Raw genomic sequence first — 16192 nt, 5'->3', positions numbered from 1 at the left:
ATTAAAAAGCGCTACCAACCTGGGTTCTGCGGACCAAGATTTGGATTCCTGTTAATTTGTCCTTGTGGAATTGGCAGAAGGTAACGGCGAGATTCGTCAAATGCCCTCACGTCATTCCCTCCATGGGTTATTGTTCCAACATAGAATGATTTTCTATCATTTGTAATTTCAATGTAGGTAGGAGGAACAGTTAATTCACTAATTTTACCGCCAGGTGCAGTTCCATTATTTGCGAAACCGCCATGTTTACCCCAACGTAACAATGACCAGTAATAATCATTTTCCATCACCATTTCAACACGGCGCTCTTTCAGATAAAGATTCCAGGCTTCCTCAAGCGAACTAGCATTTGCCTCAGGCAGTTTTCCATGAGTTGTGCGCGTTTCATTGCAAATGCTGACAGCCTCATCAAAGTCACCTTGCCCCATACCTGCAAGCCATAAAATTGCTTCGGCTTTATTTAGCAGAACGCGACCTAGGCGAGTAACCACAAAATGATAATCGGTAGGAGTACCTGCTAAAATTCGTGGCTGCGTATTATAAACACCTTTCTTGAAAATGTAGTTGGAAAGACTCATATGGGGACCAAGTCCTCCGTTTGTTTTACGCCATAAGTTCCCATTTACTGTTAACCTGATTTCTTCATTCCACCACCTGCTGTTATCATAAACAAAAGAATCATAGAACCGTTTATCCCTATGTAAATACATAATATCAGAGATAGAAGCATCACCAGTGACAATTCCAGAGAATTGCACTTCTCCTTTTTCTCCATCAGTAGCCCAATCCGGAGCGTTGTTTGTCACCTGCACATTATCAACGAACTGAGACGATTCGTTCCACTTTACAGCTTTACCAGTTAACTGATCAATAACATCGAACTGGTCTGCCAGGTTCTGAGTAGGTGCCCACCACATCCAGCCAATAAAAGGCTGTCCGCCGTTAGTAGTAAAAAGTGGACCACACCCGTTCCTATTCAATACATCATTATTCGTATTCGGCATCACATTTTGCAGAGGTGCAATAGCTTCTGTTGTGGTGTTTGATTTAACCCTGTACACTGCAAAAATTATTTCGCTGGAATAAGGTGCGCCTTCATTAAAGATACTTCCAAAGTCGCTCCCCAATGAATATTGCCCCAAAGCAATCACCTGATTTGCAGCATCAACAGCCCCCTCCAACCAAGCTTTCTTTTTTGCAGCATCGGATTCATAAGCAGCAGCTTGCAATGCAATTTCTGATTTGAAAGCTAAAGCTGTACCTTTAGTTAACTCGCCAGGTTTTGCTGTTTCCGGAAGGTCTGGAATGGCTGCGTCAATATCAGCAAGGATATAAGTATAACTTTCAGTTGTTGTTTTGGTTGTGGGCATCTCCAAACCACCGCTTATTGTATCCGCCGGTTCCAGAACCTCATCAACCCAAACAAATCGTCCCATTGTGCGAGCTTGAAGATAGTATGTTAAAGCTCTCAATAATTTTCCTTTTGCTATCAACTCTTTTGACTGGGTATCACTTAATCCGTGTCCTGCATATTCGGCAGCTTTTTCAATAATTAAGTTACACTTACGTATTGTACCGAAGTTACCCAGACCACCATCACCTGCATCTCTGTTTAATTCTTCCCGCACAAAGCTATTTCCTCCTTGGTTATGCACCGAGTTATTTGTCCTCGCCTCCCAAGTTGTTTGATTTCCATTGACATAGCCATACATAACACTACTAACGGTGCCAGTTACAAATGCATCCGCAGTTTCTTTTGATCCCCACACAGTTGCTTCATCAAAACTTGTAAATGGTTCTGTATCTAACACATCTTTACAAGCACCTAAAAATAGTAATGCACTTATTAATGTCAAGAATATAATTTTATTCTTTTTCATATACTTCAGTTTTTAAAATTCAACATTAACGCTTAATGAATATGTCCTTTGTACCGGATAATCGTAATTATTGGTACTCCCATTTTCTGGGTCAAGGCTAAATTTGGTAGCAGGAGAAATTGTAAACAAGTTTTGACCACTAAGTACCAAATTCAATTTACTTATCCAATCAACTCTCTTTAAAAGCTTCGATTTCAGCTCGTAACCAACCTGTAATGTTTTTAAACGAATATATTTTCCATCTACCAACCAAAAGTCAGAAGTCGTATAATTATTGTTTCCATTGATGCTTGAATTTGGAGCAATTCGAGGATAGAGTGCATCCCTATTATCTGGAGTCCAGTAATCAAGTTGATAATCATAAAAAGTAGTGTAGCCACCAGTAGATTGCCCTCTCAATACGTCTCCTAAATACATATCTCTTGAAGTAGCTCCTTGAAACAAGAAATTACCAAAGAATCCTTTGAACGAGAAATTACCAAAAATTCCGTAATTTGCTCGAGGAAATCCATTACTTCCGATACGTACAAAATCACTTCCATCGATAAAACCATCACCATTAACATCCTTATATTTTATATCGCCAGCAACTAAATCTGAGGAACCATCGCGACGAGGAGAATTCAACACATCATCTGAATTGGCATAATAACCTTGATTGATATATCCTTGCCCCCAATATCCTGTTTGCTGAACCTCGCGTTTACGCGGATCTTTTTGAGCGGCTAGATCTTCATTCCAGGCAACTGCAACCAGCGAATTAAAATGGGTCATATTACCTCCCAATTGATAGCTCAAATCACCTAAATTCCCTTTCCACGAAAGTGAGAAATCGAATCCGGCACGCCTACTTTCTCCTTCGGATTTCACTTGTGGTAAGGAAACTCCTAACGGATCAGAGTATCCCACATTTGAAGGAGAAGTCAGGTAACCTACAGTTTCCATATAGAAATAATCGACACTACCCGATAGCCTGTCCCCTAAACTTGCAAAATCGAAGCCGACATTTGAAGAGTTAGTCGAATACCAGGTAATATCTGGACTAACCAAGGAACCTTCAGAAAATGTTGGCACTAAGTTTCCGTCAATAGTATAGCCTCTCTCGTTCAACTGATAAGATGACAAATAGCTGAATCGAGAAACACCTGAGTCAAGCCCAACCTGGCCATAAGATGCCCGGAACTTGAAATAGTTAAAAATATTTTGATCTTTCAAAGATGTCCAGAAATTTTCTTCTGATATAATATATCCTAGTGACCCGGAAAAGAACGTACCCCATCTTTTATCTTCCGGAAAAAGGTCGCTTCCATCATAGCGAATTGAGCCCTGAGCAAAATACTTTTGATTATAATTGTATGACATACGGCCAACATATCCTGCTCGTCCATACTCACTTTCCCCGCCTCCGTTTTCCATGTCCTCCGAAGGTCCAGCTCCAATTTGGTCAATTAAAAACAAATAGTTTTTACGTTTTAACCAAATATTTTCACCAAAACCATAAGTCTGCTCATAGAGTGCTGTAGCAGAAAACGAATGCGCCTCATTAAATACCTTTTCATACTCAAAACCCGATTGTGTCGTATATTGATAGTTTGAACCACTACCGTAGGTTAAGCTAACCGGAAAAGTTGGACCAGGGTTACCCTCTAAATCATATTGGGTGGCGGTTTTCTGCCAGGCCTTGCTCCCTGATTCACCGATCCTGTAGTTTGCTGACAGTTTTAGTTTTAATCCTTCCACGCCATATACTTTCCAATCAGCATTAAAAGCCCCTGTCAACATCTTAGTAGAGCTATAATTATAACCCGATTCATCTGAAATTTCTGCGGCCGGATTATCATATCCTACATAAATTTGACCGTCTTTATTATAAGCGATCGCACCAGGTCCCTGGTTTTGAATGTGCCCCCAAGTTTGCCAATAACCATTAGAATATTGAGACAATGGCGCCCTTACGTTAGTAAGGTAACCATCTACACTAAAATGTAAGGTTAATCCTATTTTTTTCAATTCTGAAGTCTCACTCATCCTCAGATTATAACGCTTCAACCAGTTTGTATTTTCCTTGTATAAAGATTGTTGATCGTATGCCTGAAACGAAATGAAAAATTTATTGATATCATTACCACCATCTATACTAACCGTGTGTTTGCTTTCTGGAGCAAAATTTCGCGTAACTTCTTTCAACCAATCAGTATTCGGATAATTGTATGGATCAGAACCTGTCTTGAATTTCTCAAGCTCTTCATCAGTCCAACGTGGATCAAGTTTATATGTTGACCTCACCGTATTGTCAAACATTGCCCTTTCATAGGATGATAATTTAGTCCCTAAATTTGTAGGTTCACTTATACTTGTATTATAACTGTAACCTACCCGCAAGCCTTTATTTCCTTTTTTTGTATTAACTACCAAAACTCCATTACCTGCTCTTGCACCATACACGGCAGCCGCCGAAGCATCTTTTAAAACTGAAAGAGAAGCAACATCATCGGGGCTTAAATTTTCAAAATCCTGATAGGGTACAATAAAACCATCAATAACCACGAGCGGAGTACCACCACCACGAATAGAAATAGTTGAATTTTTACCAATACCTCCTCCTGATTGTGTAACAATAAGCCCTGCAGTACGCCCAGCCAAAGCATAGGTAATATTGTTTACAGGAATGTTCTTTAATTTTTCAGCGTCAACTGTGGAAACCGCAGTGGTTAGATTTCTCTTTGTTGAAGTCCCATAACCAATAGCAACAACTTCGTCTAAGCCGATAGCTTCTTCCGCAAGAGTAACATCAATCGATGTTTTCCCAGCAACAGCTATTTCCTGAGTTTTCATTCCAATAAACGAAAAAACCAAAGTCGCATCATCAGGGACATTCGATAAAATGTAATTTCCATCAAAATCAGTAACACTACCAATAGTGGTTCCTTTTACAATAACAGTAACTCCAGGCAAAGGCTCTCCCTGTCCATCAGCAACCTTCCCTCTGATTGTTTTTGCAATCTGGCTAGTTACATTATTCGCTTCTTGTTCATTTTCCGAAGAAATAATAATCACTCGGTCAACCATACGATAGCCCATTCCTGTTCCATCCAGCAGCTGATCCAATATAGTCTGAATCGACGCATTTTTGATTTTCAAATCAACTTTTTGCTCCACATCAAAATCTGTATTGCTGTACACAAAGTTGAAGTGACTATCGCGCTCAATATCATTCAGAATTTCGCGAATAGACGTTTTCGAATAGTCAAGTTTTAAATCCGTTTGCTGCGAGTACGATTTGGCTGAAGTTGTAAGAACTCCCAAAACCATCAAAAAGAGTGTCAATCTCATAATCAAATTGAGTTTAGCAGAAAAGATCTTCCGTCTTTCCCATAAATAACTACGATTTTTTTTCATACATTTGTAAGTATTAAGTTTAACAAAAACAATGCTTTTGAGTCTGAAAGTCAAGAGCATTGTAACCAAGAATTAAACCGGGATTTGCGCCAAACATTTCCCGGTTTTATTTTTTCACTTCAATATATATCTTGTCATTTCTATATTTAACATCAATTTTATTTGTCAATTCAAGTAGCTTAATATTATAAAGTATTGTCTTGTCGCGGTTAATAATTCCTGTAAACTGATAAGACTCCAAACTATTGGCATCAAAAACAAACTCCACATCATACCACCGTTGCATTTGCTCGATAATCTTGGTCAGTTTTTCATTGTCATAAAAGTATCGTCCTTCCTTCCAGGCTGCAACCTTCTCGGCATCAACCCAATCTTTCTCAATCCTCCTGTGCCTATCGGATATAACAATTCGTTCTGATGGTTTTAAGTCAACTGACTCGTTACTGGTTGAAAAAGTAATTTTGCCCTCAAGCAAGACGGCTTCAACCTGCCCGCTGCCGGGATAGGCCTTAACATTAAACTTCGTTCCATGCACTTTGATACGGGAGTTTTCGAGGTTGACAATAAATGGTTTGTTCTTATTATGAGCGACATCAAAGAATGCTTCTCCTTCAACAAACACTTCACGCCCCGAAGCATTAAAGTCTGAGCGATATTTGAGACTACTCCCTGAATTCAACCAGACTGTCGTTCCATCAAAAAGCGTTAAACTCGTAATTTGTCCTGAAGGACAATTTATCGTTGCCATACTCGAGTTGTATGGATTTATTCCTATCAAATAGATAAGTAATGATCCGAGACTAAAAGAAATGATAATAAGGGCAGCATACTTCAGCCAAACCTGATAGGCAGATTTTCGCCCAACATGGGAATATACTTTCGCCCAAAGCCGGTTTCCAGGATTAAGGCTACCGAGAAAAGCGACTTGTTCTCTCACCCGGTAAATTTTCTCAATATCTGTATATTCTTTTGATGCTTTAACCTTTTCATCAAAATTCGGAAGATCCTGGCCATCGTGTAAATGATGGATCATATTTTCGGCTTCACGATATTCATCCTTTTTCATAGTACTTATATAACGCAAGTATTATCGGAGGGGGTGAAATGAAAAATCACTTTTTTGAAAAATTTTATAGCAAGAAGTGAGTTTTGCGTTTCCAGTTCTAAAATTCAAGTTGCAAATTCCCAATCTTTTGCGTTGGTGCTGACGACAAAGCATCAATTTAAATTACTGTTCTTCTGGCATCTAAAAGCCCGCTTTCCTATCTCCAATTCAGCTTATTCTCGTTTTTTCCAATTCGTTAGAATAAAGAGCATGTTGAGATAAATCTCTTTCAGTTCCACTCTCAAAATTCGGTAAGCAATAACCATCTGAGTCTTTACCGTATTCTTTGAAATTGTCAAAGTATCAGCAATTTCATTGTAGCTCTTATCGTTAAGGTATGCTAACTTGAAGATTTCCTGACAACGTTTCGGTAGTTTATCAATCGCTTTGGAAACCTTTAATGCCAACTCTTCATCTGTGTAGAGTTTCGCCTCTTCCTGTAAGCACATACTAGCCAAAGCATTATCTATTTCAATTTGTTTTACCTTAATACTCCTCAAATAGCTGATTGTTTTATTTCGAACGGTAACAAATAAGTATTTACGCAATTCAGCATCAGAATTATAAATCTGAGATCGTTTATCCCAGATCGTAATAAATGCATCTTGCAAAATATCCTCGACAAGTTGCTTATCTGAAACATATCGGTAAGCGATCAAGCCAGCTGCATGTATATTTTCGTTGAAGAATTGTTCAAATTTTTTAAAATTCAGTTTTGAATTTCCACCGCTTTCATCCATTCATTCAGAGTTAGTAGTTTGCAATCAGAAAAGCTTTTTCAAAACGATCCTGTCTTCATTCAAAAATAAGAAACCTACTTAATCGCTGCAATAAAAATACCTGATCCGACACGCATTTCCCTTACTATCACTATTCTTTTCTTCTAAAACACGAATTCTCAAAGTATGCTTTTCTTTCTCCAGCCCGGTTGCCAACGTGTAGTACCAGGGAAGGTGTAAATGCGCACTCCAACGCGTAAATAAGTTCAATTTCTGCCAGCTACCGCCGTCAATGCGGTATTCGATCATCCCAGCATCGGGGCCAGCAGCAACAGCTATTCCAACGGTATTTCCCTCAAAGTCCCACTTCAAAATACGTGATGGCTTTTCGCAAACCAACATGGGGACGTTGACATAGTTTGCCCGGGTTCCTTTGTTATCCGTGGGCTTCCAGTTGGGCACAAACTGCCAGCCTTTCCCTTCGTGCTTCTTTTCAACAGCAACAAGCTTTCCATTGCTATAGTTATCCGAGTCAATCGGATCGGGCATCGAGTAACTTGTGAGCTTGTCATCTTCGGCCACAAAGCCACTCCAGGCTCGATCCAGCAGTTGTTTCATTGATCGATAATAAACCTGCTGTCCAAATGGCGAAGGATGCAGGTTTTTAAAATCTTCTTCCCAGGAAAACTCACCGGCATCAATCCTGTCGGTCACTTCTTTGGCCAGGTTTATGGTGGAAATTCCATAATGGGCAGCTACTTTTTCGTGATTCTGAATTACTTTAGGCACTTCTCCCTGGCGGTAAGTCTCCATTTTATCGGGATCCACAAAATGCATGATCACCAAATCAATCGCCGGATTGCTCTTTCTTAAATGCCGAACAATACCTTCCATCGCTCTTACTTGCTCCTCATCGCTTCGCCCATTCGAAGCATCATTCACAGCAGCCTCTTCAAACAGCAAGTCAACCGGCCCGTTGGCCAACACATCGCGCTCCAGTCGAAAGGCTGCCGGCGTAGTTCCCATGGAAGGGGTGCCCGCTGCAATAAACTCAAAGTCCGTATCCGGGAAACGCGTTTGCAGATAATTACAAATGCTATCACGCCAACCACCATTGTAAGTGATTGAACCACCCAGAAATGCCACCCGTCCTTTCTTTTCCCGCTCAAACTTAATTTGACTGTTCTTCAATCCGTTTCGAAGCCGATGATATTGGGTCGCATCCAAGAGTTTTTCAGGCAATTCAGTATGCTGAAGGATAAATCGTGCCCCCAACTCAGGCGTTTCAATCGGAAAATGATGCCCAAACAATTTTTGTTCGCCCCGGGTACAAGGAATGATTGTTGCTGGCCCTCCCAGCTTCACATACCGGTCAATAAGCAAGAAGGTATTTTCTTCGGGAGGAACAATTTCATCTTTCAAGCCAATCATATGCATAACAGGCACTTTAGCCAAAGCAAGCTGCTCCAGGTTGTCCATAGGGTTGTTCGCATAGTTCAAGGCCTCTTCATCTGACGCAAAGCCATACTCCTGCTTTAAGCGTTCCCAATCGGCAGCACTCCCCTGCCCATTTCCGAAACCACCGGGCCAACTTTTAAAGTCGCATACCGGAGCTTCGGCATAAATGCAACTCACTTTCTCCGGGTTCTGTTTAGCCCAATTATAAACGAACAATCCGCCCCGGCTAACACCTTCCAAAGCAACTTTTCGGGACAACTGATGCCGATTCACCAAGTATTCGTAGAAATGATTCCAGTTGGCTACCGCTGCCGGAGTGCCATATTGATTGTTCGTATTGATGTATGCGATGTAAACCCCATCGCTGAGTAAAATACTGTCCATTTCCGTATGCCAATCCGGGAAACGTGCTCGCCACACCCAAGGATTTCCGGGCAAAGCAACTTCCGGAACTACAATCCGGGCAGAAAGACCTCGTCCATTCGGGTTCTCACCAGGCATCCCTATTTTTTGCTCATTCGGAAAGAAAACAAAATCATAACGGTCAAATCCTTTCCACTGGCTTTTTGCCCCTTCCCAGCCAACTGTTGGCATGCTCAACGGCTTACCGACTTGTCTATCCGGCAAGCAATCGTTAGCATAAGAATTAAAGCAACTAATCACCAAAAAGATGATTAGTGCGAATGTGTATTTTTTCATAGAAGTGTTTTTATTCAACTTGATAAACCGCTAAGTTCTTAATCGAAGGAAGCTCTTCGGACTGCTCAATCGTTAAACGAATTTTGGAGCACTCTACAGTATCAAACTGTTGAATTCGTTTTTGACCAATTGACTGTCCTTCGCAAAGCTTCGTCCATTTGCCACTAACCAAACCTTCCACTTCGTAGCGGCGTACCCGTTCTCCCAAAGCAATATTCTCTTGGATAATCACATGGTTAACTGATTGAGCTTTGGACAATTTCAATACAAGCTTCTTGCCTTCTCCTTTCGTTTGAGCCACAGGCGTTTCAAAACGACGTTTGATTTCATCGCCCCATTCTTTCAGTCGTTGAACATCCGGTTCCGGAAGCACGCCATCAGGATCCGGTGTCAATCCCATAATCAATGTTGAGTTTCGTCCAACAGACTTGCAGTACATATCCATCAGGTTCTCCAGCGGGAAGATGTGCGCTTCATCACCTGGTTCCCAAAACCATTCATGCCGTCCGTTGTAGCCCCTCAATGGAGCATCAGACATGGCCGGCATCCAATAAGTTCCATTTGGATCACCCTCTTTCAATAGTTGGAAATTGTTTTTAGCAATGGCCTGATGGGCCGACTCTCCTGCTCCGGTAGAGTAATACGGGAAAGTAGACCAACAAGGATAAGCAACCGTTCCTGACTCAGAACCGCCCCAACGTGCTTCAGCCAACTGCTTATTGTGATAGAACAAGCAATTGGGTTGATATTGCTGAACGATGGGTAAAACATCCGGCGCCCCATTGGCCGGATGATTGGCACCTCCATCAAACCAAATTTCGAATAATTCGCCATAGTTGGTACAAATCTCTTTGACCATGCCTTCAACCATCTGATTGTACCATTTCTGCCGGTTTTCACGGAAAGCCCCTTCTCCATTGACTTTAAAGTCGTGCACACCAATAAACGAATTCCAGCGAATCCCCAGGTAAATCCCTGGTTTAATTCCATATTTACGGCATGAATTCACAAAGTCGCGAACCAAATCGCCCTTTCCATCCTGAAACTTCAGGGCTTTCATACAATAAGGATTCACATCCGACTGGTAAAGGGCAAAGCCAGTTTCGTGCGTAGCTGTCAGAATAGCGAAGGTAAAACCTGCATCCTTAATTGCTTTTATCCACTGATCTGTGTCCAAATTCTCTGGATTGAAAACCTGGTAATCTGTGACCGGATCAATCCGGTTACCACCTTGTCCGTATTTTTTGCCATCAAATACATGCAAATCGTAATGAAAAACGGCTCCTAACTCGGCTTCCTGCCAGGCTTGCTGGCGCTTGTTGGGAACCGGACGTTTCTGCTGTTTTACCGGAACAAATGCGATGTAGGCCTCATCACCCTTCTTTACGGCCAACGAAAGCACCTGAGGTTCGTCATCCTCCAGATAAACAAACGGACGTTCCAAACGATCAGGAACCAGCAAGTTACCATCATTCATATCCAGCTTCTTGGGAGTTAAAACATACTCTGTTGCCTTCTTCCAATTAGTTCCATCTGACGAGCTAACCATACCAATAAAGGAATGTGCATGAAATACCCCATAAAAATAATCGCGTTTGGCATCGTACCACACCGACATGTCTTCCGTGTCGAGGTAATCAATAACCGGCTTTTCCTGAATGACAAACGGGCCAGCAGGCGAATCAGAAATGGCCATTGCCTGGTTACGGATAAAACGGGTTTCATTGGGTTTATCTCCTTTGACAATCAAGTAGTATTTACCGTCTTTTCCTTGGGTAATTGCCGGATTTACGGTTAAAGTGGTAATTGGTCCTGAAGGCTCAATCAAGGGTTGGTCCATTCGTTCCCAAGGTCCATTGATTGAGTTTGAAACAGCCACTCCCGTACGTTGATTCGGACGCAGGTATTTCGTCCAGTTCGGATGACTATAACCAACACGAGCCGTTTCAATGAGTTCCTCTTCGGTATAATCTTTATCTCCTAGATTGGTGGAGACATAGTAGAGATAGTATTTGCCATCAAACTTTTTGATTTTGGGATTGTGAACCGTGATGGCATCCCAATGTCCTTTCCCGCGGCTTTGCAGCACCGTTTCCTTATATTTCCAAGGTCCAGTTGGCGAGTCGGCAACAGCATGTGCCACCTCCGAGTGAGTCAGCCAACTCAGGAAGGTATATTTTTTAGGCCAACGCGAATAAAACAGATGATATTTTCCATCCTCTCCCTTGATGATGGAAGAACACCAGTTGTAGTAGCCCTCTGTTTTAAATAGATTCTCCTCAGAGAGCTTTTCCAAACGATCTTTAAAGAATAACTTGTCCGGGTGCGATTGGGCAAATCCTGCCACTACAAGCACCAAGCCAATTAGTAATAAATTAATCTTTTTCATTAGTAGTAATTGTATCTAAATAAAGTCACATTGCGTTCAAAAATACCACAAACACACTCAATTTCCGACAAAAATCAGATTTCAATTTTGAAAACCTGTGCCATGGTATCCATTACCGGATAACCTTGTTCAATGAACAGTCCATCTTCCTTTAACTGCCATTGAACAGTTTCTTTTGAGCCTAAAACAGTGACCTTTTTGATATTCACATCAGCGCCCTGCGAGGCAAATGCTTTCATCAATAGAGGTTGTTCCGAATCAGGAACTCCAAGTACCATGGCATAAACCGTATTCCCTTTCGTGGTGTAGCGCAGGTCATCGGCAGAATATTTAATTTTGAGGAATTCCCGGTGATTCTTGAAATCTCCCTCCGGCTCAATGGTCGGCCCTTCGCCATACGTGTGCCATGGCCGTGTTTCATAAATGGCTTCACCATATTTATCCAACCAGGCTCCCATTGCCCGTAAAACTTCTTGTTGGTCTGCAGGAATCGTTCCGTCGGCTTTGGGCGAAATATTGAGCAGCAACACACCATTTTTACTGACAATATCGATCAGCACATGAATCATGTCGACTGCTGGTTTGATTTGAAGATTTTCAGTATAACACCAACTCCCTTTGCTAATAGTTTCATCAGTCATCCAAACCTTTTTGCCCAGCTTGTTTTTGCGCGATTTCTCCAGGTCGTCCACACTCACGTTCAAAGGCAAATCATCTTGTTTCCGAACGATAACAACTTCTTTGTCCAGTTTCTGAGCTTCATTCAAGTAGTAAGCACAAAACTTCTGGCGGTACTGTTCCGGAATCTGATCCAGCCACGAATCAAACCAAATGATATCAGGCTGATAATTATCAATCACTTCTTTTAGCTTGCCAAACCAAATTTCTTCCAGCCATTGCTCTTCCGGAATATTCCCATATAGATAGTTCAGCTCATGATCATCCTCGGCTGGAGCAGTGCCTTCAAACCTTGGATAATGGCTATTACCGTAATTTTCTTCATTGGGAACATCCGCATAGCGCTGCAAGTTGCGGGCATGATGAAAAGTAGTCATGAATTTAAGGTCCTGAGCTGTCAGCGCAGTTTTCAGCTCTCTCATAATGTCTTTCTGCGGGCCTTTGTCCCCGACATTCCACGGAGTAAGATTGCTATCCCACATTGAAAATCCATCGTGGTGTTCGGCTACCGGCCCGGCAAAACGCGCCCCTGCCTGCTTAAACAAAGCGGCCCATTCGCGGGCATTAAACTGCTCTGCTTTAAACAACGGAACAAAATCATGATAACCAAAGTCCGAAAGTGGACCATAGGTTTCCAGGTGATGCTGATATTCTTTTCGGTTCTTAAAATGCATGTGTCTGGGGTACCATTCATCGCCAAAAGCAGGAACGGAATAAACTCCCCAGTGGAAGTAAATCCCAAACTTGGCATCCTGAAACCAGGCTGGTTCTTCATTGTGCTTAGCCAAAGAAGTCCAGTCTTCGGAATAAACTTCTGGATTCTCTTTTACTTCTGAATGGCAACTTGCCAGTAAAATAGCCAGTGCAAACAAAAAACAGGATTGTCGTTTTTTCATTTTAGTTCGTTTAGTTGGTTAGTTCTATTGAACCCGATTAATGATAAACGAGTTCAGGCGCTAAAAACGCACCAGTATTTTCAATACTTTCCCAGGAGCTTCAGACCATTCTTTCATGGCTTCAGGAGCCTCATCGGCTGAAACAACTTTTGAGACCATTAACTTCTCGTCCGGATTGGCTTGTTTCAGGTATTTAATGACAGCTTCAAAGTCCGAAGGATTGGCATTGCGTGAACCCAAAATTTCGAGTTCTTTTTGCACCCACAGCTTAGTGGGAAACGCCACCTCATCGCTGGCGTAACCAATACACACCACACGCCCGGCAAAGCCAATTTCCTCAATCGCCGCCTTATAAGTTATTGGACTCCCAGCCGCTTCAACAATAACTGATGGCCCATCGCCATGGGTTATTTTTTCCAGTTCAGCATGAAGATCCTGAGTTCGGGAGTTGATCAAATAGTTAGCGCCTAACTTACCTGCGACTTCCAGCTTCGAATCATCAATATCCACTGCAATGACGGTAGCTCCCCGAAGATTGGCACGAACAATGGCTCCAGTTCCAATCATGCCACAACCAAACACCAACACCGTATCAATATCGCTTACCCGGGCATTGTCAATCGCATGAAACCCGACCGTTAAGGGCTCAACCAAAGCCAGTTGAATGGAAGACAAGGATTCATCCATCAATACTTTTGGCCAATGCACAACCAGGTATTCAGCCATGGCACCATCACGCTGCACGCCCAATGTTTGGTTGTAACGACAGGCATTGAAACGTTTCTTTTTGCACGCAGAACACTGCCCGCAATTGGTATAAGGGACAACGGTCACATTTTGCCCGGGCTTAAAGTTCTCCGGCACCCGGCTTCCAGCCTGTTCAATCACAGCGGCTATCTCGTGTCCGGGAATGCGGGGATAGCTAACCATCGGGTTTTTGCCTAGATAGGTGCTTAAGTCCGACCCACAAAAGCCAACATAGTTCAGTTTTAACAAAACTTCTTCTTCGCCAGGAACCGGAATTGGTCGCTCCACCACTTTCATCGCTCCCGGTTTTGTTATTTCAATTGCTTTCATTTTTTTTGAATCATTAAAGTTGATAAGCCTTCAGAGCATTGTGATAAAAAATTTGATTTTGTTCTTCGCTGCTCAATGTCGACACCTGCTTTTTTACCAGCTGAAGCCACGCGGAATAGTTGGTTGCCACCTGACACACCGGCCAGTCGGAACCAAACATCAAGCGAGCCGGGCCAAAGGCTTCAAGCACCGCATCGAAATAAGGCTGAAGCTGCACTTCGGTCCAATGCTGATAGTCTGCTTCAGTTACCATTCCACTAATTTTGCAGCTTACATTTTCGTGCCTGGCCAATTCTTTCAGCAACTTTTGCCAAGGCTTTATTTCGTTGGTTTTGATCTTCGGTTTGGCAATGTGGTCCAGAACAAACAGCTGATCCGGATGCTGGTCAACAAAGCGAATGGTGTTGGGTAATTGGTGTTCCAAAATCAGAATATCGTAAACCAAACCATAGTCCTTCAGTTGTGAAACGCCATGGTTAAAAGCTTCTCCTAAAATAAAATCAGGATCAGACTCCCCCTGCACAACATGCCGGACACCTTTCAGCAACGAATTTTCATGGTATTTATCCAGAATGGCCTGAATGTTTGTATCGGCCAGAGGGAACCAGCCAACCACTCCTTTAATAAATTCATTTTCCGAAGCCAGTTGCAGCAACCAATCCGTTTCTTCCAGACATTGCCTGGCCTGAACAGTCACCACGCCTTCGACACCGGAATTTTTAATGGTTGTTGACAAATCTTCTGGTAGAAAGTTTTTTCGAATGGCAGCCATTTCATCATCAATCCAGTCAAATTCAACTGGATTGTAATTCCAAAAATGATGGTGGGTATCAATAATCATAGCTTAAATCATTTACAGGTAGGCATAATCCGGATCAATAATTCCAACATCTTTCAGTTCCTGCCAAAAAGCCTTTGGTAAAGGCGTTTTCATAACAAGCTTGTTATTCGCCATTCGTTTGGGCTTACTGGGATTGAGAGCCACCGCGTTGATTTCGGGAGCCGATAAAGCAAATTTCAAACAGGCATCACCAGGCTGAACGGCATATTTCTCGCATACGGCAAAAAACTGCTTGCGCCAGACAAACAAAGGCTGATCGGCAGGTTCATCGGGATTAAGAATTCGATAATCGAAATAGTCGCCTCCGGTTAAAAAGCCGGCATTAAAAATGGCTGAGTTAATGATTGCCACTCCATCAGCATGCAGCTGTTGCATAAAACGGATAATCTCTTTCGGATGGTGATAAATGGTAAACTTATTGGCCAACATCACCCAGTCGAATTTCACATGTTCGTATAGCTCTTTGATAATCAACCAGTCTTTTGAACCAATACCAACCGCTTTCACCAGACCTTTTTCCTTCAGCTCAAACAGTGCCCGGTAGGCTTCCAGAACATCCTGCAGCCGTTGTTCGCGATCGGCACTGTCAACAGCCGCCATCAGGTATTCATCCGGATCGTGAACCGACACTAACTGCTGCTTATAATTTGGTCCCAGCAATTTGGCTCCTTGTCGCCAGCAATCCAGAATTCCCTCGTAACTAATTTTCTGCACCGCGTCAAACTTTAGGTTGGCCCAGGCCCCCGGCTCGAAAGTCGGCTCAGCGTTTTTCAACGGAACACGGTACCATCCCAACTTATTGCTGATGGTGATTTGTTCCGGCTCAATATTAAGCTTTTCCAGTCCCCAGCGAATCACTTCCAAGGCTAGTCCGGAACCATATTTCCCCGCACTGTCAATCATCACTTTTCCATCAGCAACCTTGAACCATTCCTGCATCAGGTTCAGCTTTTCGGTTTCCGACAATTCGCGGTAAAGGTTCCCCAGGTAACTGGTTCCATAAATAATAGCCGGGAAGTTGAGCCCGCTTTTATTCTGTTTGTTTAACATG

The 16192-nt window shown here is 42.4% G+C and carries 10 protein-coding genes; all 10 read right to left on the bottom strand.

Translation table 11 applies throughout. The features are described 5' to 3' along the window. Positions 1–11: 11 nt before the first annotated feature. Positions 12–1880, bottom strand: coding sequence for a RagB/SusD family nutrient uptake outer membrane protein (locus ACUNWA_RS15200; RefSeq protein WP_445592778.1), 1869 nt, complete (start codon positions 1878–1880; stop codon positions 12–14). Positions 1881–1892: 12 nt separating this feature from the next. Continuing rightward, the gene (locus tag ACUNWA_RS15195) at positions 1893–5279 is read right to left on the bottom strand and encodes a TonB-dependent receptor (protein WP_445592777.1); all 3387 of its coding nucleotides are present in this window, start codon (positions 5277–5279) and stop codon (positions 1893–1895) included. Positions 5280–5385: 106 nt separating this feature from the next. Beyond that, positions 5386–6345, bottom strand: coding sequence for a FecR family protein (locus ACUNWA_RS15190; RefSeq protein WP_445592776.1), 960 nt, complete (start codon positions 6343–6345; stop codon positions 5386–5388). A 212-nt stretch (positions 6346–6557) separates the two neighbouring features. Continuing rightward, entirely contained in the window at positions 6558–7124 is a 567-nt protein-coding gene (locus tag ACUNWA_RS15185; RefSeq protein ID WP_445592775.1) for an RNA polymerase sigma-70 factor, read from the bottom strand. A 78-nt stretch (positions 7125–7202) separates the two neighbouring features. Further along, the gene (locus ACUNWA_RS15180) at positions 7203–9260 is read right to left on the bottom strand and encodes a GDSL-type esterase/lipase family protein (protein WP_445592774.1); all 2058 of its coding nucleotides are present in this window, start codon (positions 9258–9260) and stop codon (positions 7203–7205) included. 10 nt (positions 9261–9270) lie between these two features. Further along, positions 9271–11649 carry an alpha-L-fucosidase gene (locus ACUNWA_RS15175; protein ID WP_445592773.1) on the bottom strand — a complete coding sequence of 793 codons (2379 nt, stop codon included), beginning with the start codon at positions 11647–11649 and terminating at the stop codon, positions 9271–9273. Between the two features lie 74 nt (positions 11650–11723). Further along, positions 11724–13223, bottom strand: coding sequence for an alpha-L-fucosidase (locus tag ACUNWA_RS15170; protein WP_445592772.1), 1500 nt, complete (start codon positions 13221–13223; stop codon positions 11724–11726). 60 nt (positions 13224–13283) lie between these two features. Next, positions 13284–14300, bottom strand: coding sequence for a zinc-binding alcohol dehydrogenase family protein (locus ACUNWA_RS15165; protein ID WP_445592771.1), 1017 nt, complete (start codon positions 14298–14300; stop codon positions 13284–13286). Positions 14301–14313: 13 nt separating this feature from the next. Continuing rightward, on the bottom strand, positions 14314–15141 hold the full coding sequence (locus ACUNWA_RS15160) for an amidohydrolase family protein (protein WP_445592770.1): 828 nt from the start codon (positions 15139–15141) through the stop codon (positions 14314–14316). Positions 15142–15153: 12 nt separating this feature from the next. Then, positions 15154–16191, bottom strand: coding sequence for an aldo/keto reductase (locus tag ACUNWA_RS15155; RefSeq protein ID WP_445592769.1), 1038 nt, complete (start codon positions 16189–16191; stop codon positions 15154–15156). Position 16192: the final 1 nt, after the last annotated feature.

It is taken from the genome of Sunxiuqinia sp. sy24, from assembly GCF_052677165.1.
This window is presented reverse-complemented; position numbering and strand designations above follow the sequence as displayed.

Coding starts and splice junctions, on each gene's coding strand:
- ACUNWA_RS15200 (WP_445592778.1), bottom strand. CDS start 1,880: ATGAAAAAGAATAAAATTATATTCTTGACATTAATAAGTGCATTACTA.
- ACUNWA_RS15195 (WP_445592777.1), bottom strand. CDS start 5,279: ATGAAAAAAAATCGTAGTTATTTATGGGAAAGACGGAAGATCTTTTCT.
- ACUNWA_RS15190 (WP_445592776.1), bottom strand. CDS start 6,345: ATGAAAAAGGATGAATATCGTGAAGCCGAAAATATGATCCATCATTTA.
- ACUNWA_RS15185 (WP_445592775.1), bottom strand. CDS start 7,124: ATGGATGAAAGCGGTGGAAATTCAAAACTGAATTTTAAAAAATTTGAA.
- ACUNWA_RS15180 (WP_445592774.1), bottom strand. CDS start 9,260: ATGAAAAAATACACATTCGCACTAATCATCTTTTTGGTGATTAGTTGC.
- ACUNWA_RS15175 (WP_445592773.1), bottom strand. CDS start 11,649: ATGAAAAAGATTAATTTATTACTAATTGGCTTGGTGCTTGTAGTGGCA.
- ACUNWA_RS15170 (WP_445592772.1), bottom strand. CDS start 13,223: ATGAAAAAACGACAATCCTGTTTTTTGTTTGCACTGGCTATTTTACTG.
- ACUNWA_RS15165 (WP_445592771.1), bottom strand. CDS start 14,300: ATGAAAGCAATTGAAATAACAAAACCGGGAGCGATGAAAGTGGTGGAG.
- ACUNWA_RS15160 (WP_445592770.1), bottom strand. CDS start 15,141: ATGATTATTGATACCCACCATCATTTTTGGAATTACAATCCAGTTGAA.
- ACUNWA_RS15155 (WP_445592769.1), bottom strand. CDS start 16,191: ATGTTAAACAAACAGAATAAAAGCGGGCTCAACTTCCCGGCTATTATT.